The following is an 18,663-nucleotide window of genomic DNA, read 5'->3' as shown; positions in this document are numbered from 1 at the left end:
CCTTCCTTCCTCAAATGCACGGCGCGCGGCGCTTATGGCCGCACGGTCTGGCAAGGCTTGGGAATCACGGCAGGGGGCGTATCCAGTCGTTCGTCGGGGCATTGTTGTTGGCATTGCCGTTGCTGTTGACATTGCACGCGTTGGACGAAGACCCGCCCATGACGGAGCGCAGCCACCAATTGACGCGATGATTTCCAAGGGACAACGCGCGACCATCTTACCCCTTCCCAATGAGCTTCACGCCCGCGCGAGCACCCTTTATCAGCTTTATGTCGCTCTCTATGCTCTCTGATATCGCTTCGAACCGCGCGACCTTCACCGGCAGATTCATAGCCATAAGGCATTGCAGGTCTTGGTATAGCTGCTGCAAGTCCGCTATCGCAAGCGTCATGTAATGCTTGCGCTCTTCGACGTTGCGAGCCGTGTTCGGGTAGAAGGCATCAGCCTTAACCAGATTGAACACCAAGCTTCGCGCCGTCTCCGCCATGGGGACGGCGAGGATGAAGCGATAAGACTTCGGCACCGCCGACGAAGCCACTAGACGCGTCACGTCGTTTCGAATCGAAACAGCAGTGTTGAAATACTCGAACGAGCTTAGGTTGCGGTTCCGCACATATACGCCGCTCAATTTTCAACATCCCCCCCCCTCCGTGATTTTTGAAAATTGCTTCGCCCGCGCTTCGCGCGGGGACGCAAAGGCGCATGCGCAAGGCATGCGCCAGACCAGTACCTAGTACGGCTGATTTTATCAGCCTAGGAGGAAGCACGGCAGGGGGCGCATCCAGTCGTTCGTCGGGGCATTGTTGCCGGCATAGCCGTTGCTGCTGACATAGCACGCGTTGGACGAAGACCCGCCCATGACGGAGCGCAGCCACCAATAGACGCGACCGCCCGCGATGCGGCTTGCGGTGTCAGTGAAGATGGGGAACTGGCTATCGAAGCCTACAGAGTAGCCCTTGCTTCCCCAGACCGGGCACCCGTAAACCTCCATCTCTGAGGGCGACCAAATCTTGCCCAAGTCTGCCCAGCTCCAACCGCTCGCTTCTGTGAGATTTCCCGAAGACGAATATCGCTCTTCGAGAAGCACGCGCTGCGAGAGAATGGCGCTCTGAAGCGCAGTCGGCAGCGCTGGCAGGAAGTCGTTGATTTCCCAGTCGTGCAGCTTCGAAACCAAGTAAGGGTGCTTTTCCTCGGCGGTACCGTTGTTGTCGTTCGTATCTCGCCACTGAAGGTAGCTGGTGTTTGATGCCTTGTCTCCGGTGACGCTCACGGGCGCGAGCGGCACCATGACGATATGGTGCCCCTTGGCGGTGTCGCCGCAGTTGTAATACTGGTCGATTGCTCCGATTCGGTAGCGCACCGTCTGCGCGGGGACGTTAGCGCCCGCCGTGATGGGCACGTCTATATAGTCGCCGATGCGCAGACCGGCGAAGTTGGCGTTTCGCGCGCGGTTGCGAAGCCACGTGTAAATGTCGGTGCTCCCGATCTCGTTTGCGAAGACCGAAGCGAGCGAGCGCCCAGCGTAAGAGTTTGTGTTGTGCTGTCGGTCGTATTCCTCGGCAGTCGTTACGGCGTTCGCCGTGTTGCGCGCAGAAGAATCCTTCAGATTGTAGGCGGTTCCGCCGATAGAGAACTTCGACAAGTCGGCCATTGCTTTTCTCCTTCCTTAGTTGAGCATCGCCGTCTCGCCGCTCACGGTCGCCTGAGCGACGGTTACGGTCTCGCTAGAAAGTGCGGTGCGTCTGTTGGTGGGCATGTACGCCGTTTCGCCAAGGACTATGTAGCCGTCCTGTAGCTCCACAAGCGCCGTCGCAAGCGTCGCGTTCTCTTCGCGCAGCTCTTGCACCTCGTCATCTGAGGGCGGCTCGATAGAAGCAATAGAGTTTGCGATGTTAAGCGCGTTCTGCGCAGCGGCGGTGGCATCCTCCGCCGCGCCGTTTGCCGCGCTGGCCGCGCTGTTTGCTGAGCTTACGGCTTGATTGCCACGGTCGATGAGGTCTTGCACGGCATCGTCCCAGTTCTGCGCGGGCTGCTGCCCGTCAAGAGCGCTGCGCAGGATTTCGATTGCGAAGCGCTCCGTCGAATAGGTCTTGCCGCTCTTCGTGATCGTGAAATAGGCTTCGTCGGTGTAGCCGGACACGCTGCAAAGCTTGGATTCGTCAACCGTGATCGTGGCGGCGTTACCGCTCACCGAGCACTGGCCGCGATAGTAGTTGCGCTTGTTCGGCAAAAGCACCACGAGCCATGCCGTAGCGCCCGAAAGCGCGAACTCAGCGCCGTTGTCGTAGATAAGCGCCTTGATGGTGGTTCCGCCATCGTCGCCCTGACCCACCTTGACGCAGGCTCCCGTTCCCTCCTTCGAGATATCGAGTTCGAGCGTTCGCGTGTTGCTCATTGCTCGCCGCCTTCCTCGACCGATATATTGCTTATTCCTTGAATGACAGTAAGCGCCTGAGAAACAAGTTCCGCAAGCCGCTGAACGGCGGCGTTTGTATCAATGACTGCTTCACGCAGCCCGTATTCCTGAGAAGGCTCGCTCATGACGGGCTTTTCATTGATTGGCTCGTTCATATTCATCAACTCCAAACCAGGTTTTCATGGAACTGCCCGTTTAGCCATCCGAAACCGTTGCTCCCACATCTGCACTGAACGCCGTCGCTGGTGATGCGCACGTAATGCGTTCTGTCAAACTGAATAACCACATCGTTAGCGTCAAAGAACAATCCTCGTTGGCCAAACCCACCGGCAAGCAGGTTCACGAACCAATCGCTTCCCGATCTCATTGAAAGGCGCTCGTTCGAGTTCGACATGAACCCGTCAACCTCGGGGGTTTCGAGCACGACATGCCTGTAGTACGTGCTCGCATCTAGAAACGCCTTATTAGACGTCTCGAAACCGACACCGTTTATAGTGCCGGACGGAGAATCGACAGCATGAATAGACGCGATGTTCAGATAGTTGTTATTTCTCGTGAAAAAGCTTGCTCCCGTGTAGTTGTCAGAGGTCGTGCCAACGTTTACGTACGTCCCAGAGTTACGCGTGGTTTCTATCCTGTCGGTCGATATGGTGTTCGCACGGATGTACTCGCCGTTGATGTAAATAAGGCCGTTTGACAGGTAGATTCCCTGTGTCTTGCCGTTGTTGGTCAGACGGTTGAAAACGTCTCTCTGCGTGAGCGATGCATCCAGATCGTCCGTTGACTGGTTGCCGGACGTGAGGGCACGAGCCAAAACGGGCGTTGTGTATGTCACTGTTCCGTCTGACCATGTTATAGCGCTCCGCGTCCAGTAGTAACGGCCTGAAACCCACGCGGGCTGGTAGTATTGCCAGCTACCGCCCGTCTGTGTGCTGCTGCTCGTGCTCAGATAGTATTGCTCGCGCACCTGAGACACGCCGATGCCGTCAGTATCGGCCATGCGCCGTGCTGATGTGTACTCTGTTGTTCCATCGGCGAGCGTGAGCTTTAGGCGCGTCCATAGGTACTGCCCCTGCTTCCAGTTCGCGTAGGTTGTCCACGTGGTCGGCGCTGTCGATGAGCTAGAAGAGTTTCCATATTGCACATCAACGGCGGTTACCGTCTTGCCCGCCGTGCCGTCCCCAACCGTGGCGTCGCCGGAAAGCGCGAACTCGCCGGTTGTCAAATCCCAGTAGTTCTTTCCCGCCTTGTCGGCGATGATGCCAGCGGTCAGCAGGTCGGCGTCGAGAACGCCTGTGTCGATATAGGTTCCGTTGATGTAAACCTTGCCGTCCTTCAGGTAGATACCCTGAACCTGACCGTTGTTCGTGAGACGGTCGAAGATGCTCTTCTGACCGAGGGATTCGTTGAGAGCGTCAACGTAGAATTGCGCCTGCTTCTTTGCGTCGGTTCCTGCCGATGCAGCCTGCTCCGATGCGTACTTCTTCGCTTCTTCCAAGCGTTTAGCGTCCGCCTGCTCAGCCGCTTCGACAGCAGCCTTCTGCGCTTCGCTCGCGGCATCGCTCGCGATTTGATCCACCGTCTCGCCATCAACTGTCGCCGAAGCGGAAAGCGCGAACTCGCCGTTGGTCAAATCCCAGTAGTTGTTTCCCTTCTCGTCGGTGAGCAGACCGGCGCGCACGCGGTCGGCCTTCATGGTGCCAGCGTTGATAACATCGGCAGTCACCATGCCGCCCGTGAAGAACGTTCGCCAATCCCATTGACCGTCTGACGTAAGGCCAGCGGCCAACCGCTGACCGCGCCCGTTGACGTTGATAGCCCACATGTCGGCGGTAGCCTTGACCGGCAAACCCGTTTCGGGGTTCAGCGGTACGTTGCTCCAGATCTCGCCAAGCTCGAACGTCTCGACATGGTAGGTGCCAACCGCGTTGAACTGAGCGTTGAGCGCTTGCTGAAGCTGAATGAGCCACGATACCGACGTGCCAGCCGCCGCGTCGTAGAGCGCGTTTTGCTTGCTGTTGCTCTTAAGCGCGTTGTTAACACTCGCCCACATGTCGGCCATCGTGTCCGTAAGCGTGCCGAACGTAACGGTAGCATCGCCGGTGAGCAAGTCGCGCTCAATCTGAGACACGCGGCCATGAAGGCGCACGCCCTCGGCAGAAAATCCCTTGTCGATGATCGCCACGTCATCGCCAACGCCCACGCCCTCCCACGAGCGCCCGAACGCGTATAGGTCGATAACGGAAGCGGTGTAGGTTACTTTCGGCTCCTTCACCTGCTCTAGGTAGTCTTGCGTTTCCCGCAAGAGCTGCGCCGCGTCCTCGCACTGCTCGTTGACGTAGGCCGCTACTGCGGGCAGAATGCCGCCCTCGCCGTCAGGGTGCCCCCAAACGGCGGTGGCTTCGGCATCCTCCACGTAGTCTTTTCCGTCGTTGATATCGCCGAAGGTAAGGCGGCGACCGTAGCCGCCGCCCTCAGTCTCAACGCCTTTGCCGTAGCCGTAAACGCGCGTCTTCGGGTTGTCGCTCGCAACCGAGCGCTTGACGGAAACGAGGTCTTTAGTCCATGTGAACCGCTTAGCGCTGCTCTGGTTGCCGCGCTTCGCGCGCACGCCAACGCGACGGCTAACGATGCTCGAGCCGTCGTGGACGATGAGCGTTTCAAGCTCGCCGCCCCACGTCTCGATGATTCCGGCCAAGCCCTCGCGCACGCTCTCATGGTAGAAGGTGCGCGAAGCGCTGCCGCCCTGATCGCACGTGCCAACCTCCCAGCGCGTGTCTGCGAGAATGGACGTGAGGGCTACCGACACTCCGCCAGAAGGCCGCTTATCGTCCAACCAGTCGTCCCACGTCTCGTTAACCGAGTTGATGCAAACGGCTTGCGTCTCTGGCGCGCCGTCATCGTCGTGTACGCGGTCGATGGTGTCCACGATGTGTTCGTGGCACACGCTATGAAGGTCAATCCAAACTACGCGGTCGCCCTTCACGAGGTCTTCGGAGCACGTGATCTTCAGCTCGTCCGTCCCGTCAAGAGCGTCCGTGTGCGTTGCTTCGCTTACCGTGAGCCTGCCTAGGTTGTCGCCCCACCTGCTGAACCGGGTGAAGCCTATTCGTCTGATTAAAGCCATCTCTCCACCCACTCAAGAATCGCTGTGCCGTTGGTGATGTTCAGGTGGCAGCGCCCGTTTATCTCGAAGTAATCCGAGTCAATCGTTACCGGTGCGGTCTGGTTGTTGACCGTTGCTCGCTCGGTCGCCATGTCAAGCCGTATGGTGCTCGAAGACGTGAGCGCGGTGTTGATAGCCACGAACTCGCCGGTATCGACGTTCTTAATCCGCCACGTGCTTCCAGCGGCGGGCTTCGCCGTTACCTTCAGATGTGCGGGTCGGTTTCCTCCGGCGTTGACGTAGACGTTGCCCGCCAAAACCTCCATGCGGCGCTTCTGGCCGTAATAGTCGGGGTCGCCGATGTGGAACGTAACGGTGGTTGTCGGGCAATCGTCCGTGATCTCGTCTAGGTCGGTGCTTCCGCTCACGATTGCGAGCAGGTAGCGCGTCGGGTCATCGGGAAGGTAGAGCGGCGCGGGTTCGTCAGTCCAGAGAGCCGCCGCGAGCCTGTGCCGCATCTCCGCGACCTCGCGGCGGTCTTCAGTCCTAAGCCAAATCTCAACGGGAAGGTCGTAGCCGCCACGGTAGGCGCTCTTGAAGACCTCGCCGTGCCGCCCCGGCACGCTCTCGAACGTCGCGTTGACGGTCGCCATGATGGGGCGGCGCACCTTGCAGTAGACCAGCTTCGACAGGTCGGTGCCGTTGAATATGATTCGGTCGTGCTGGTTCCTAGTCCGTCTAAGTTGCAACTGGCACCCCCCTTTGCTTCAGCTTGCTTGCAATGCCAGCGCCGATCTGCTGGCCTGTCTCGTATGCGTCCACGCCATCACGAATCTGTGCGTTAAGCTCGACGCTCACGGTTACGACCTGAGTTGGCGGCTGCTTCCCGAAAGCCCCGATCTGCGTCAGCGCATCGGCCATGAGGTCTGACAGTCGGTCAATGGGAAGAACTGCCTCCCGTCCCGCTTCGCCAACGCCGATGATCGACGGCGCGTCGAAGATTCCGCCTTTCGCGTACCAGCTCACGCTGACGCTAGGCAGCTTGATTGGCCCGAAGTCGTTCCAGCTCACGTTGAAGTGCGGCATCTTCGGCTTCGGGATGCTGATTCGAATACCGCTGAACGCGTTCATGATCTTTCCCGGAATGCCGGAAATCGCGTTCCACGCGCTTTCAATCGGGTTCTCGATGAAGCCCCTGATGCCGTCGAACACGCCCTGAACCTTCGAGCCAAGGCCGGGGAACCCCAGTTTGTCGCCGATGCGGTCTGCGATGCTAACCGCCGTGCTCTCGGCAGCGTCAAGCTTCGAGCCGATGTTGTCCTTGATGGCGTTGAAGGCGTTTGCCGCTTGGCTCTTCGCCGTCTCCCAATCGCCGTTCATCGCGGCTTGCAGAGCACCAGCCGCCGAGCTGCCAACGGTCTTCGCGGTGTTCATGTCGTTCTGTACCGTGGAAGCGATTTGCCCGAAGGCCGAATCGGTGTTGCCGGTTAGGTTGTTCCACCCGTTAGACACGGTATCGACCGCGCCTTGCGCGAGGTTCCCGACGTTGGTTTTCAGATCGTTCCAAGCGTTCGAAGCTCCGGTTTTGATGTTCTCCCAAGTGTCGGAAGCCCCTTGCTTCAGCTGTTCCCACTTCTCGCCAACGCCGGTGCAGAAATCCGAAACGCCAGTGCTGACCTGCTCCCAGATTCCGCCCCAGAACTCAGGAACGCCCGCGAAGAAATCCTGCACGCCTTGCCACTTCTCCGAAATCCAGCCGGTGAAGTCAGACCACATCTGCTTGCCCGTCTCGGTCTGAGTGAAGAACCACGTAAGGCCACCCACGGCGGCTGACACGGCGGCAACGCCAAGGCCGATAGGATGGGCGGCGATAAGCCCGGTGAAGCCCGTCCAGCCGCTAGAAAGCGTGCCGGTGAGCATGGTTCCCAGACCGCCCGCCTTGCTGACGATGTTTGAGAACCCGGTACCTATCTTGCTCAGAAAGCCCGTATCTCCCATGAGCTTCTTAGCGCCGCCCCAAAGCTCGCCAGCGGTCTTGAAGGCGCTTCCCACGCCCTCCGCCGCTTCCATCGTCTTACCAATGGCGGTAGTCACGCCGCCGAAGGCGACCGCGCCGAGCGCGAGGTTGTTAACAAGCGTCTGCTGCTCTGGCGACAGGCTCTTGTACCAGCCCGTGACGGTTTCGAGCGCGGGCGCGAGCGTGTTAAGAAGGCTTGTCCCGATCTCGGTTACGGCGGTCTTGACTGGCATTGCCGCTTCGCCGAGTTCCTGCATGCTCTGGTTCATCTCGTTCTGCGCGTCGCGCGAAGCGAGAAGGTCTTTGTTCGTCTCTTGGTACTGCCGCCCAGCGTCGGCGTAAAGCCCGGTGAGCGTCTCGGTGATGAGCTGCGACCGCTCCTGCTCGCTTCCGCACGCGGCAAGCGCGGCATTGAAGGCATCTTCTTTCGTCTGGCCTTCTGCGACGGCCTGATTGAAGGCGGCCTGAGCCGAAGAGTGCCCGGAAAGCGCCGCGCTCCACTGCTCGGCTGATGCCGTAGACCAGTTGAGAGCGTCGGCAAGACCGCCTGTGACGGTTCCCGTGTGCGCCGTCTCCTGCGCGGCTTCCGCAAGGTTTTCGAGCGGCAGCGCGTCGCCGAACGTCGCGTATGCGCCCGCAGCAATGTCAGTCCACTGCTGAAGATCCTGCTGGTTGGTGGTAAGGCGCGCTAGGTTCTGGCTCGCTTCCGTCGCCGTGTCGCTCTGCCCAAGGATGCGGTAGAACATCGCGTAGGTCGATGAAGCCTGTTCGGCAGTGCCGCCAGCGCTCACCCAAGCGGTTTCCAACTGCCCGCTCTGCTGTATGGCTTCCTCTTGGCTAGATGCAAGGCCGGTAAGTGCACCGGCAGCGCCGATGATGCCGCCAGACAATGCCGTTCCTGCGCTCGACACCTTGGAACCGGCGTTTGAAATCTTGTCGGCGTTGTCCTCGATGGTCTGGCCGAGCTTGCCAAGAGCCGTCTTCGAGCCTTCGGCCTGTCGCGCGGTGTCCGCAAGCTCTGTGCCGTAGCTGTCAAGCTGGCGCTCGCACTGCATGATCGCGCGCTTCAGGCTGTCGTACTGCCGTTCTTCCTGAGCCGTGAGCTTCGCGCCGCTCTGCTTCTTGCTCTCCAACTGAGCGAGCGCTTGCTTGTAAACGTCAAGCTTCTGCTTCGTCTCGTCGTATGCCGAGTTGAGCGCCTTTACCTTCTGCTCTAGCAGCTCGGTGTTGCCGGGGTCGAACTTCAGCGCCTTGTTGATATCGCGCAAGTCGCTTTGGGTGTTGCGCGATTCCTGCTGAACCTTCTTCAGGGCGCTTTGAAGCTCGGTCGTATCCCCGCCGAACTTGATAACAAGACCCTTGTAGGAAACAGCCACGTAATCACCCCTCTTCGTTTGTCAAAGTGCCCATGAGTGCTTGAAGCAGCGCGCCCGCGCGGGTGCGCTGCCGTCAAGAACTCACTTCATGTCACGTCATGACCAGAACGCGGCTTCGGCTTTGCACGCCTTCTCGTCCTCGTCGTAGTGCTCCGCAGCGTCGGCGTAGAACGCGTTGATCTCAAACAGGTCTTGCACCTGCCGGTAGCTCATCATATGAAGGTCTGATAGCGTCAGGCCGCATTGCTGGCAGTTGTAGATGTATCGCGCGTCGCACGCGTCGCTAAGCTCGCTTGGCAGCGGTGGCGCCTTCCTCTTCGGCGGGCGCGGCTTCCACGTCCTCGGTCGCCGAAGGAAAAAAGTTGTCCTCGACAATGCGCATCACGTCGGAAGCCCAACCGTCCTTGCGCTCCAAGTTGTACGCGTCCAACGGGAAGGACGAAACCCACTCATCGAATCCGGTATCGAACTTCGGCGTTGCGGTCTTGATGCACGCGTAGAAGATTTCGAGCAGCGGGACGATAGCGGGCACGTCGCTAGTCATGAGAGAACCGGCGATCTTAGAAACCGCGTCCGCTATGTCCTTCGGGCGCTTCCTTCCGCCCTCGACAACCTCGTTGAAGCATCGAGAATAGGCAATCGGTGTGAACGCGTTGAAGGTCGCTTCGTAGCTCTTTTCGCCAACCTTGATAAGCATTCGCTACCTCCTAGACGGTCGGTTTGGTCTTGTGTGCCAGCTCGATATTGACCGCATCAAAGAAGGTGTCGTAATCGGCAAGGCCGGTGAAGCTGTCGTAGCCACTCGTGCGAATGTCGGTGGCGGGGATGGTGACGGGTCGCCACGTGAACGGGTAATCGAGCTGCGTAATCTCCGGCGTGTCCTGAACGGTGTTAAGCTCCTGCGTCGGCTTAGAGAGCTGGCACATGAGAAGGCAGCGGCGGCGACCGAGCACGTGCCCCGGCTGCTCGCACATGAAGGCGAACTTTTTAGGCGTTCGGTCTGCGCTCAGGATGGTTCGCCCGTCCTGCGCAATCTCGTAGCCCACGAGGTCTGCGATGAGCTGGCGAAGCTCTACCGTTCCCTCGGTGTCGTAGAAGCTCATGGTGCCGCTTCCGCCGTTGTCCTGCTGCTTGTCAAGCCAAGGCTCGTTGTCGGCGTAGCTAGTCGCCGTCTCAACGGTCGGCTCCATGCTGATAGCGACTGTGCCCGCGACGTGCACGGGGTCTTCGTAGGTAAGCGCGTCTTCGTCGGTGCAGATCGCGAAATGCGAGTTCTTCACGCCGAAGAATCCGTTTCGTGCCATTTGTTTTCTCCTAACTCTCGGCGACGTTCACGGTGAACGCCGCTTCGGTAAGCTCTTCTGAATCAATCTCTGTGATGCCAAGCGTGTAAGGGCACTCGGCGGCTTCGAGCGCGGCGCGTATGCGCTTCTCGGTCGCGTAGTCCCGGTGCCGCGTGTAGAGCGCGATATCGTAGGGCATCCACGATAGGTAGGTGTTGTTGTCGGCGTATGCCGCTTCGCTGTATCCCGCGACAAGGCAGATGAAGGGCGGTGCCGGTTCCTCGCCGTCCGCGAACTTCTGGTTTGCCCACGGGATGCCCAGAGACTCGAGCATGCCGCAAAGCTCCTTTAGCCCAATCATCGCCCGTCGCCCCCCATGTCCGCGAACTCACGCGCCACTTGGTCTGCAACCTCCCTGATAACGCCGTCACCGGGAACGTCGCCGTAATACTTTCCGGTTTGGTTCTTTATGGCATGTCCGTTTTCCAGAAGGTGCGTGAGTTGGTAAACGCGGTTGTGCACCGTGCATTCGGTGCCCGTCTCGTCGGTCGTAACGTCTGCCTTCCAGCCCTTCTTGTAAGCGCCGGTGCGAACCTTGCTCTTCTGCTTCAGCAGCTTCACGGCGCGCCTTCCGGCTTCATCCGAGTTCTCCGCGAGCGCGGAAACGTTATCGTCCACGCACTCTTTCATGCAGCTTCGGATGAAGCGCTCGATGCTCTGCTCACCCACGGTCGCCCACCACCTCTGAGAGCGTCAGGCGCACGAAGTCGGGGCTTGACCTATCCACGCGCGCGACCGTGAGCCGCGCTCCGTCGAACTCGACTAGCCGCTCACCTTCGTATGCGCTCTTGCGAATCTGCAATACGGCTTCGGGGTGTACGCCAGCGGCAGCGGCGGCGTAATAGGCCGCGTCGCCCATTGAGAAGACGTTGCAGGGCACCTTGCGCTTGGTTTCCTCCGTCTTCTGCACGCCGTATTCGTCCTTCTTGACGGCCTTAGCTATGAGCTGGCACGTGCCAGCCCACATGCTCATGACGCGCCCCCGAACTCCGAGCTTCCGCGCATCATGGTAAGCAGCTCTTCGAAGCTCTGAGCAAGGCGGTCGGCATCGGGGTTGTCCATGCCGAAGTTCGCCTTGCAGTAGACCTTCGCCGCAAGCCTTACGGTGCCGTTCGAATCGTCGGCGGCTACCTTCTCGGCAACGCCGCCCGCGCGCATCGCGGCGCGGGCGGCTTCGATGAGGTCTTCAATCTCAGCGTCAAAGTCGGTGCAATCGGCGGGAATCCTCAGCGCTTCGCGGCACGCGTCAAGCAGCTTCTGCTTCTCTGCCATGCGGAACCTCCTAACCCTTAACGGCGGTGCCGATGGTGAGCTGGCCGAAAGACTTTGGCACGGCAAGCCCGCCGTCAAAGAGCAGGTATCCGTCAAAGCAGCGCTTCTGCGTACCCGGCTCGACGTAGGGCGTAACGTCCACGCCGTCGAAGATGTTCCCACGGAACAGGTCGGGATAGCCCGCCTTGATGATACCGTCCGCCATCGAATCGTCGCGCTTGACGAGCTTGCCGAAGATATGCCCCTCAACGGCGGGGTCTTCGGTCTTCTCGTCCACGAAGTAAGAGCGCCCGTTGGCATCCTCGACCATAGCAATGTGGTTCCAGATGGTGTTGCCGTTGGCGTAGATAATGCAGCCCTTCGGCGCGGGGTTGCCGTAGGTGTAGAGCATGCCCAAAAGCTTGGTGATATCAGCCTTCTTCAGGGTGCCAGCGGTTGCGCAGTTAATCTTGTTGCCGGAATCCATGCCAAGCGTGGTGTCAACCGTCTTGGCGTGAACTCGCGCGTTGGCAGCGACGGCAAGGCGCGCGCCAGTCTCGTTGACGATGTACTGCTCAAAGCCGTTGATAGACTGAACCGCCATCTTGCGGCTCATCTTGACGGTCTTCTTGATCTCCTCACCCGTAAGGGTGATGGTGTCGAACTCGTTCTGCTCCTCATCGGTGGGCGCTGCGCCCTCATCGGTCTTCGCCGCGTCGCCAGCCGTGATGCCCTTATGGCGGATAAGCTCGAACTGATGCGGGAAGTTGTCCTTATGGATGTCGCCGTAGAGAACAGCCGTGTTGTCAATCAGCGTGAAAATCTGCGTCTGAAGCTCGACGGGGATAACCGCATCGGTGTTGCTGGTCAGATGCGTGAACGCGGTGCGGCGCTCGACAAGCGCGTTGTAAGCGTCGCGCTCAACCTGCGTGAAATCGGTACCCTCGATGAGCTGCACGCCGCTCCGGCGGGCAATGTCCTTCACCCAAGCGCGGCGGGCGGCGGCGTTGTAGTCGGTCGTGTCGCGCACCTGCGGCAGAGCGCCGCGAGCGCTCGCGGAAGTGCCCAGCGGCACGGCATCGACGCGGCGAGCGCTGCCGTTCTCGATAGCGGCGCGCGCGGCGGCGACGGTCGCGGCGTGGCTGTCGCGGCGCTGCGCTGCGGCGGCGTTTCGCTTCTCAATCTCGGCGGTAAGCGCGCTCATGCGCTCTGCGTCCTGCTCGCTCGGCTCAGCATCGGTGCCGTCATCGGCCTTGTACTTGTCAACAAGCCCCTGAAGCTCGTTAAGCAGGTCATCCATAGTCAGTTCGTCCATTGTCCTAAACCTTTCTGCTCTTGGCGATTGCCAGCGTCGCCCTCGCGATTGCAAGGGCACTCTTACGGCGCGCAAGCTCCTTGCGCGACTGCTCAATCACTCCGTTGAGCAGGTTTCTTGCTGAAATCTCCGTATTGGGGTCAGCCGGAAGGCTCACCGCCGACACGTCGAAAACCTTTTTGACGCGCGTAATAGTCGTGGTGTGCGTGTCCCGGTCGTATTCGTCAGCGCCCACGCTGAAAGCCCACGACATGCGCGTAATAAGGCCGTTAGTAATCTCTTCGTAAAGGTCGCGCGCGGCCTGAGATCCGCTAAGGTCTGCCGCGATGAAAAGCCCGTGCTTGTCAGGCTCGACAATGAGCGTGTTGTTGCTCATGCGCGCAAGCACCTTGCCCGCATGGTCGTACTGCATGATAACGTCGCTCATGTCCGCGCCGTCGAAAGCGCCGGGGTCGATGATCTCGCGATACTCGTTGCCGTCCCAGTCGGTGAAAAGCACGTATGGGTCGTTGAATGTCGATGCGTAGCCCTCGACGTAGTAATCGGTGTCAAAGCGCTTGTTCGCGCTTCCGTCAGCCGTCCGCACGTTGAGCGGCACGGCAAGGGAACGGTATTGCCGCTCACTCGGTTTCGCTGGCATCGTCTACCTCCTTGCTGGTTCCAACGCCGCTGCTCGCGTCGATAGCGGCTATGTTTGCGTTCGTCTCTGCGGCCTGCGCCGCCTGTTCCGCCGTGTGCTCGCTGATGAGCGCAAGGTCGATGTACTCGCCGCGTATGACGTGCCGCTCTCCGCCGTCGTAGTGCGCCGATTGGAAAACATCGGCAACCTGATTGCCGCACCAGATTCCACGGTCGAACAGCGCGACCGAGACGTTAAGCTTCGTCGTGTTGCTGGCGAACTCTAGTCGGTTCGCGCTGAACATGATTGAGTTTCCGTGCGCTATCTCGTCCGACGTGTACGTCATGGAGGTGATAACGAACCCGAGCTGGACAGCGAACGGCTCGATGCGTCCTTCGTAGTAGCTGTTGAAGGTGTCTTCGTCCGCGCAGTTTGTGACGATATCCTCATTGGAGCCGAAGAAGCGGTAAGCGCTCTTCTCGATTCGCTCCATCTGCGCCGCATCGACCGTGTAACTGTTCGGCGTTATCTGTTGCACGTCTGAAAACAGCTTGTCATATACGGCGATGCCGCCCGCGTTGTCTGCGGAAAGCTGAGCGTTGAACGCCTTGCGCGCCTTCTCTTGGTCGCCCGCGTTGCGGTTCTGGCTTAGTTTGCCGATGAACCGCACCGCCGCGCCCTGATTGATAGCCGACTGCTCGGCTTCGTTCTGCGCGTGCATCAGCTCCAACGTCGGCTGAAGAACGTTCGTGCCGTCGCCGAACAAATCGCTTTGGTACTGGTGGCGTGTCATAACGCCCACGCGCGACCACTCGACAAGCACGCTGTCGCCGGTCGGGAACGTGAGCATTAGCCAAAGCTCGCCGTCAACGTCGTATGCTTCGCACTGGCTCGGAAGAACGGGGTAGTAGCCCGTTATAGTGGTGCCGTCTCCCGTGTCTATCGGGATGATGAGCGCCGTGTCGTTCACCTGAAGAATCGTCCAGATGCGCTTGATAAACTGCGGGGTTGTCATCCACGGGTTAGGCTGCTGCCTGAGAGCGCGCGCCGCGACAGGCTGAGCAGAGCCCGAAACCTCGGGCTTCAGCTTGCTAGCGTGGTCTGCGCCGCTCTCGATGATGCTTCGCGTCAGCTCGGCTTCGTAAAGCCCACCCTGCCATGTTGTGAAGCTCGGCGCATAGGCCGTGAACGTGCTGAAGTAGCCGTTGACAGCTTGCATCTGCGGACGGTGGAACACCGCATCGAAGAGCGAGCGCACGAACGGTTGTGATCTGCTCAACTCTAACCTCCTATCATCGCGCGGTAATCGTCCGCAATGTTCTTCATCGCGATGAACGCGTCGCACTCAGCAGCCCACGCGTCTATGCGGTTGCGCGGGTCTTGGTTCTTCTTGTCCGGCTGAATGTTTCCGTTCACGTCGGTTCGAATGGCGACGTTCGAGCGGCACCATTCGGCAATCGGGTTGGCGTTGTCCACGATGCGCCCTTCCTTGTAGAGCGCTCGAAGCTCCTTCATCGGCATTGACAGCGTTTGCGCGCCCTGAATGACCTTTTGCAGGTTGTCAGCGCCGAAATAGTCTTCGTATGCTTCCACGGTTGGAACGTCTCGCATGTGCCACGGGTCGTAGCCGCACGCTACGGCATAGATGCCGTACTTGTCCTGCACCTCGGCCACCCAATCCAGAACGTCGCGCTTGTCCATGATGGGCGTTTCGCACGTCCGCATAAGCCCGCGCGCAATCCACGCGTCGTAAGGCACGCCGTCGCGCCCTCCGCGCCGCCCCTCGCGCTCGGCTTGCTCCAAGGCGCGAAGTGGTATCCACGCCATGTGGAGCGCGTAGATGTTCGGGTCGTTAGGCCGCTGCATGAGAAGGCACGCGGCGGTAAGGTCGGTTGTGTCCGCCGCATCAACTCCAAGAACGGCATAGGTGAAAGAGCCGTCGCCGGGGTCGAAGGTCGCTTCGTTATGGATTTCAGCCCACGTGAGCCAAGCTTGCGACTGGTTCTCTATCAGGTTGAAATCTTTAACTAGCAGCGTCGGAAGGTAAGTTGCATCGTCCTTCGCCTTCGAAACGTTCTGGCGAAGAGCCGAAAGCGATTTGATGGTGCCGAGACCGGGGTTCGCCTTTACCCAAGCGCCTTCGTCTTCCCATTCCTCGCGTTCGTCAAGCTCGAATATGAAGGCGATGAACCTCTCAGCCTTCTCGCCGGTGGCCTTGCCGTCAAGCCATTTGGTCGCATACTCGTACTGAGCATCGAAGATGCTATTGCGCACGAATCCGTTAGTCGTTATCTCCAACACGAGCGGCTGACGGCGTGCAGACGTGCCCTGCATCGTCAGGTCGTACAAATCGCGGTTCTTCATCGCGGCCAGCTCGTCAACGATAGCGCCGGAAATGTCCAATCCGTCAAGATGGTTCGTGTTGGCGCTCAGCGCGCGGATGCTCCCCATGTTCAGATCGCAGTAGAGGTCTGCAACGCGCTTGCGGATGTGCTTTGCGAGCCCGGGGCTTGTCTGAACCATGCGCCACGCGTTGTTGAATCCCTTTGCCGCCTGATCGTGGGCGGTGGCGACGTTGTATACCTCCGGCGCGCCCTCATCGTCGTTCACGAGCAGGTCAAGCTCTATCGCAGACGCAAGCGCGGTCTTTCCGTTCTTGCGCCCCATAATCCAGAGCACTTCGCGATATTGCCGCACGCCCTCAGCGTCAACGAACCCGAAAACGACCGACAGAATGGCGCGTTGGAAAAGCTCTAGCTTGAAATCGTGCCCTAAGCGCCCGGACGGTAGGCGGCAGAAGCTTTCGATGAACCGAACGTGCTTCTGCGCGAACTCTTCGCGGTAGTGGTACGGATAGAGCGGGTCGGTGTTGTCCATGTCGCGCAGGACATGGGCGGCAACCTGCTTCATCTTCTCGCACGCTATGATCTCGCCGCTCAGTATGCCGCCGAAGTATTCGCGTATCGCGCGCTCGCACGAGCCGCCCTTAGACTTCGCCCTAGCCGTACCGCGTTTCATTGATGAAGTCAATGAGCGCGTCGGCAGCGGCGGTGCCGTTCGGCATCATGTCGGTAAGCTGCTTCACGCCGCGCGAGAACGTGGTGAACAGCTTGTTGTATGCGCTGAAGCCGGGGTGCTCGCGCAGCCCGGTTTGCCCGCCGCCGTTGTCGTACTCGGTGAAGATATCTTCGTAGAGCAGATCGGCGCGGGCATCGTCAAGCTTGACCTTCAGAAACGCGAGGTTCGCTAGAAGCGGCATGACGGCTTTTCGCTTCTCGTCGGGAATAGCGCCCTTGGTGATCTCGCGAAGCTTCTTCAGCTCGCTCTCTACGCGCTTCTGCTTCGAAACCGGGCGCTTCGGCGGGCTGCTGCCCGCAACTCGCGGCGAAACCTTCGAAGTATTGCTTACTTTCGCCGTCATCGCAAGACCACCCCCTTTCGAAAATCCGGCGCGCGCATGAAATTACCTCCCGGCGTTGGTGCCCTAGGCACCGTCTGCGTTTTTCAGACCGGGGGGATTGTCACGCGGGTCTACCTGCGGTTTTGCGTTCGATTTCCCGCGCTTGCGCCGCGTTGTGTCGTGTTTGTGTGTCAGTCTGAAAGCGATATCAAGTTCCCGTCGCTGTCGAAAGCCAACCCTTGACGCGTTGAGCCTTGCCTTATCCAACCATGCACCTTCTTATGGCATCGGTCGCAAAGGCTAACGAGGTTGTCTAGGTTGGTCGCAACGTTCGGGTCGTTGACGTTCGCTGGTGTCAGCTCCGTGATGTGATGCACCATGACGGCGGGCGTGATCTCTCCTTGCTGCAAGCAGTGCTGGCAAAGGTGAGCGTCACGCGTCAGCGCCGCGTCTCTGGCGTGTTCCCAGTCGGCGGATGAGTAGAAGGCGCGCGAGAAGTCCTTAGCCATCGCGCACCCCCTAAGCTGTCACGGCATGAAAAAGGCCACGAGCGCGATTGCCCGTGGCCTTGACCTAATCCACCGTACCGAACTTTAGCATAAGTAGGAAAGTGAACACAAGTGGCGTTTATCAGGCGTTCTTCACGTGCGCCCATCCTACCTTGTCTATATACACAAAACCTGCATTGCAAAGCTCATGGCACCACTGCTGAGAGCACTGCATGATATCGGCGATTTCAGGCCACGGTTGAGCTTGCAGGTATCCCATGCAGATTGCGTCTGCGTACCGCGTGCCCTTCAGCTTCGCAAGCCCTCCGCGCCCGTCCTTGCCGTAGAGCACTTCGCAGGCTTCGTCTAGCGCTTCCTCTTCGGCGGCTATGCGCTTCTCTAGCCGCCCCTCGAAGTCGATGCGCCTCGCGACGGAATCCATCGGGTCTGCCGCGTACCCGCTGCCGCCACCAGCATGATAGCTCTGCGCCTTGGCTCCCTCACGCGCCCTCATGCGTTCGAGCATTTCCCGCGCCCTGTCGGTCTTCACCACCTCGGCACGGATACCCTCGAAATACTCCTTGGCCTTCAACGTTGCTTCACCTACTCAACGCCCGTTGAACCGAAGCCGCCAGCGCCGCGCTCGGTGTCGCTCAGCTCATCGACCGGCACGAGATCGCACGGCACATAGGGCATAACGACAAGCTGGCAGACGCGCGTACCCGCTTCGAGCGTCACCGTCTCATAGCTCTGATTGATGAGCGCCGCGCACACCTCGCCGCGATAGCCGCTGTCGATAACGCCAACGCTATTCGAAAGCGTGATGCCCTGCTTCGCCGCAAGGCCGCTGCGCGGGAACACCAGCCCCACACAACCGCTCGGAATCTCGACGGCAAGGCCACAACCGACAACGCACTTCTGCATCGGTTCGAGCTTGACAGTCTCGGTAATGCGAAGGTCAAGCCCAGCATCGCCCTCATGCGCATATCGCGGCATCTCGATTCCCTCATTGACCTTCTTAGCGCGAAGCTTCCTGCCAATCATTAGCGCACCCCCAGAACATGACGCGTGACGCGCACGCTTCCAGCCTTAACCCACTTGCCGCCGTAAGTCTGACCCTTCGGACGGATAACAACCTTGTTTCGGTGGCTCATCGCGACGACCTGATATTCGCTGCCCTCATGCTCCACCGTGTCGTTGAGAAAAACGAGCTTACCCGCCGAATCTACCGGGAACGAAGCGGCACTGGCGTATGCCGCGACCTCCGGCACGAGCACGACATAAACGGGCTGCTTGATCTCTGCGCCCTTCTTCTTGATTCCGAACATCCTT

23 protein-coding genes are annotated in these 18,663 nt (G+C 59.6%); all 23 read right to left on the bottom strand.

Annotation, left to right across the window (positions count from 1 at the left end):
* Positions 1 to 64: 64 nt before the first annotated feature.
* The 23 genes from ACESUZ_RS01560 to ACESUZ_RS01450 all read right to left on the bottom strand — a co-directional run bounded on the left by ACESUZ_RS01560 (position 65) and on the right by ACESUZ_RS01450 (position 18,659).
* A complete protein-coding gene (locus ACESUZ_RS01560; protein ID WP_366926434.1) occupies positions 65 to 205 on the bottom strand; it encodes a DUF6273 domain-containing protein in 141 nt (46 codons plus the stop codon).
* Positions 206 to 217: 12 nt separating this feature from the next.
* Complete coding sequence (locus ACESUZ_RS01555) at positions 218 to 487, bottom strand: hypothetical protein (RefSeq protein WP_373198097.1); 270 nt, start codon at positions 485 to 487, stop codon at positions 218 to 220.
* Between the two features lie 261 nt (positions 488 to 748).
* Positions 749 to 1,651 carry a DUF6273 domain-containing protein gene (locus tag ACESUZ_RS01550; protein WP_373198096.1) on the bottom strand — a complete coding sequence of 301 codons (903 nt, stop codon included), beginning with the start codon at positions 1,649 to 1,651 and terminating at the stop codon, positions 749 to 751.
* Between the two features lie 15 nt (positions 1,652 to 1,666).
* Entirely contained in the window at positions 1,667 to 2,395 is a 729-nt protein-coding gene (locus tag ACESUZ_RS01545) for a BppU family phage baseplate upper protein (RefSeq protein ID WP_373198095.1), read from the bottom strand.
* Entirely contained in the window at positions 2,392 to 2,571 is a 180-nt protein-coding gene (locus ACESUZ_RS01540) for a hypothetical protein (protein WP_373198094.1), read from the bottom strand. Before ACESUZ_RS01540 ends, ACESUZ_RS01545 begins: the two co-directional genes overlap by 4 nt.
* Positions 2,572 to 2,576: 5 nt before the next feature.
* On the bottom strand, positions 2,577 to 5,543 hold the full coding sequence (locus ACESUZ_RS01535; protein WP_373198093.1) for a phage tail spike protein: 2,967 nt from the start codon (positions 5,541 to 5,543) through the stop codon (positions 2,577 to 2,579).
* On the bottom strand, positions 5,534 to 6,271 hold the full coding sequence (locus tag ACESUZ_RS01530) for a distal tail protein Dit (protein ID WP_373198092.1): 738 nt from the start codon (positions 6,269 to 6,271) through the stop codon (positions 5,534 to 5,536). Before ACESUZ_RS01530 ends, ACESUZ_RS01535 begins: the two co-directional genes overlap by 10 nt.
* Positions 6,261 to 8,915, bottom strand: coding sequence for a phage tail tape measure protein (locus ACESUZ_RS01525; RefSeq protein WP_373198091.1), 2,655 nt, complete (start codon positions 8,913 to 8,915; stop codon positions 6,261 to 6,263). Before ACESUZ_RS01525 ends, ACESUZ_RS01530 begins: the two co-directional genes overlap by 11 nt.
* A gap of 283 nt (positions 8,916 to 9,198) precedes the next feature.
* The gene (locus tag ACESUZ_RS01520) at positions 9,199 to 9,612 is read right to left on the bottom strand and encodes a hypothetical protein (protein ID WP_373198090.1); all 414 of its coding nucleotides are present in this window, start codon (positions 9,610 to 9,612) and stop codon (positions 9,199 to 9,201) included.
* A 10-nt stretch (positions 9,613 to 9,622) separates the two neighbouring features.
* Complete coding sequence (locus ACESUZ_RS01515) at positions 9,623 to 10,219, bottom strand: major tail protein (protein WP_373198089.1); 597 nt, start codon at positions 10,217 to 10,219, stop codon at positions 9,623 to 9,625.
* Positions 10,220 to 10,229: 10 nt separating this feature from the next.
* Entirely contained in the window at positions 10,230 to 10,532 is a 303-nt protein-coding gene (locus tag ACESUZ_RS01510; RefSeq protein ID WP_373198088.1) for a hypothetical protein, read from the bottom strand.
* Between the two features lie 23 nt (positions 10,533 to 10,555).
* Positions 10,556 to 10,927 (bottom strand): hypothetical protein, encoded by a 372-nt coding sequence (locus ACESUZ_RS01505; RefSeq protein ID WP_373198087.1) that lies wholly within the window; start codon positions 10,925 to 10,927, stop codon positions 10,556 to 10,558.
* Entirely contained in the window at positions 10,920 to 11,231 is a 312-nt protein-coding gene (locus tag ACESUZ_RS01500) for a hypothetical protein (RefSeq protein ID WP_373198086.1), read from the bottom strand. The genes ACESUZ_RS01505 and ACESUZ_RS01500 overlap by 8 nt, the downstream gene beginning before the upstream one ends.
* Positions 11,228 to 11,530, bottom strand: coding sequence for a phage head-tail connector protein (locus ACESUZ_RS01495; RefSeq protein WP_373198085.1), 303 nt, complete (start codon positions 11,528 to 11,530; stop codon positions 11,228 to 11,230). Before ACESUZ_RS01495 ends, ACESUZ_RS01500 begins: the two co-directional genes overlap by 4 nt.
* A 10-nt stretch (positions 11,531 to 11,540) precedes the next feature.
* Complete coding sequence (locus tag ACESUZ_RS01490) at positions 11,541 to 12,824, bottom strand: phage major capsid protein (RefSeq protein ID WP_373198084.1); 1,284 nt, start codon at positions 12,822 to 12,824, stop codon at positions 11,541 to 11,543.
* Between the two features lie 4 nt (positions 12,825 to 12,828).
* Positions 12,829 to 13,464, bottom strand: a complete 636-nt coding sequence (locus tag ACESUZ_RS01485; protein ID WP_022386159.1) for an HK97 family phage prohead protease — start codon at positions 13,462 to 13,464, stop codon at positions 12,829 to 12,831.
* Positions 13,445 to 14,722 carry a phage portal protein gene (locus tag ACESUZ_RS01480; RefSeq protein ID WP_373198083.1) on the bottom strand — a complete coding sequence of 426 codons (1,278 nt, stop codon included), beginning with the start codon at positions 14,720 to 14,722 and terminating at the stop codon, positions 13,445 to 13,447. Before ACESUZ_RS01480 ends, ACESUZ_RS01485 begins: the two co-directional genes overlap by 20 nt.
* A gap of 2 nt (positions 14,723 to 14,724) precedes the next feature.
* Positions 14,725 to 16,353, bottom strand: coding sequence for a terminase large subunit (locus tag ACESUZ_RS01475; protein ID WP_373198082.1), 1,629 nt, complete (start codon positions 16,351 to 16,353; stop codon positions 14,725 to 14,727).
* Positions 16,354 to 16,441: 88 nt separating this feature from the next.
* A complete protein-coding gene (locus ACESUZ_RS01470) occupies positions 16,442 to 16,864 on the bottom strand; it encodes a hypothetical protein (RefSeq protein ID WP_373198081.1) in 423 nt (140 codons plus the stop codon).
* A gap of 170 nt (positions 16,865 to 17,034) precedes the next feature.
* Entirely contained in the window at positions 17,035 to 17,352 is a 318-nt protein-coding gene (locus tag ACESUZ_RS01465) for an HNH endonuclease (protein ID WP_087193601.1), read from the bottom strand.
* Between the two features lie 121 nt (positions 17,353 to 17,473).
* Positions 17,474 to 17,923 (bottom strand): hypothetical protein, encoded by a 450-nt coding sequence (locus tag ACESUZ_RS01460; RefSeq protein WP_373198080.1) that lies wholly within the window; start codon positions 17,921 to 17,923, stop codon positions 17,474 to 17,476.
* Positions 17,924 to 17,934: 11 nt separating this feature from the next.
* A complete protein-coding gene (gene dut, locus ACESUZ_RS01455) occupies positions 17,935 to 18,375 on the bottom strand; it encodes a dUTP diphosphatase (protein WP_373198079.1) in 441 nt (146 codons plus the stop codon).
* Positions 18,375 to 18,659, bottom strand: coding sequence for a hypothetical protein (locus ACESUZ_RS01450; protein WP_087193605.1), 285 nt, complete (start codon positions 18,657 to 18,659; stop codon positions 18,375 to 18,377). Before ACESUZ_RS01450 ends, dut begins: the two co-directional genes overlap by 1 nt.
* Positions 18,660 to 18,663 lie beyond the last annotated feature (4 nt).

This window comes from Collinsella aerofaciens ATCC 25986, assembly GCF_964239575.1.
Taxonomy (GTDB): domain Bacteria; phylum Actinomycetota; class Coriobacteriia; order Coriobacteriales; family Coriobacteriaceae; genus Collinsella; species Collinsella aerofaciens_BQ.
Note: the sequence above shows the minus strand (reverse complement) of the source record. Positions and strands in the feature narration are given on the sequence as shown.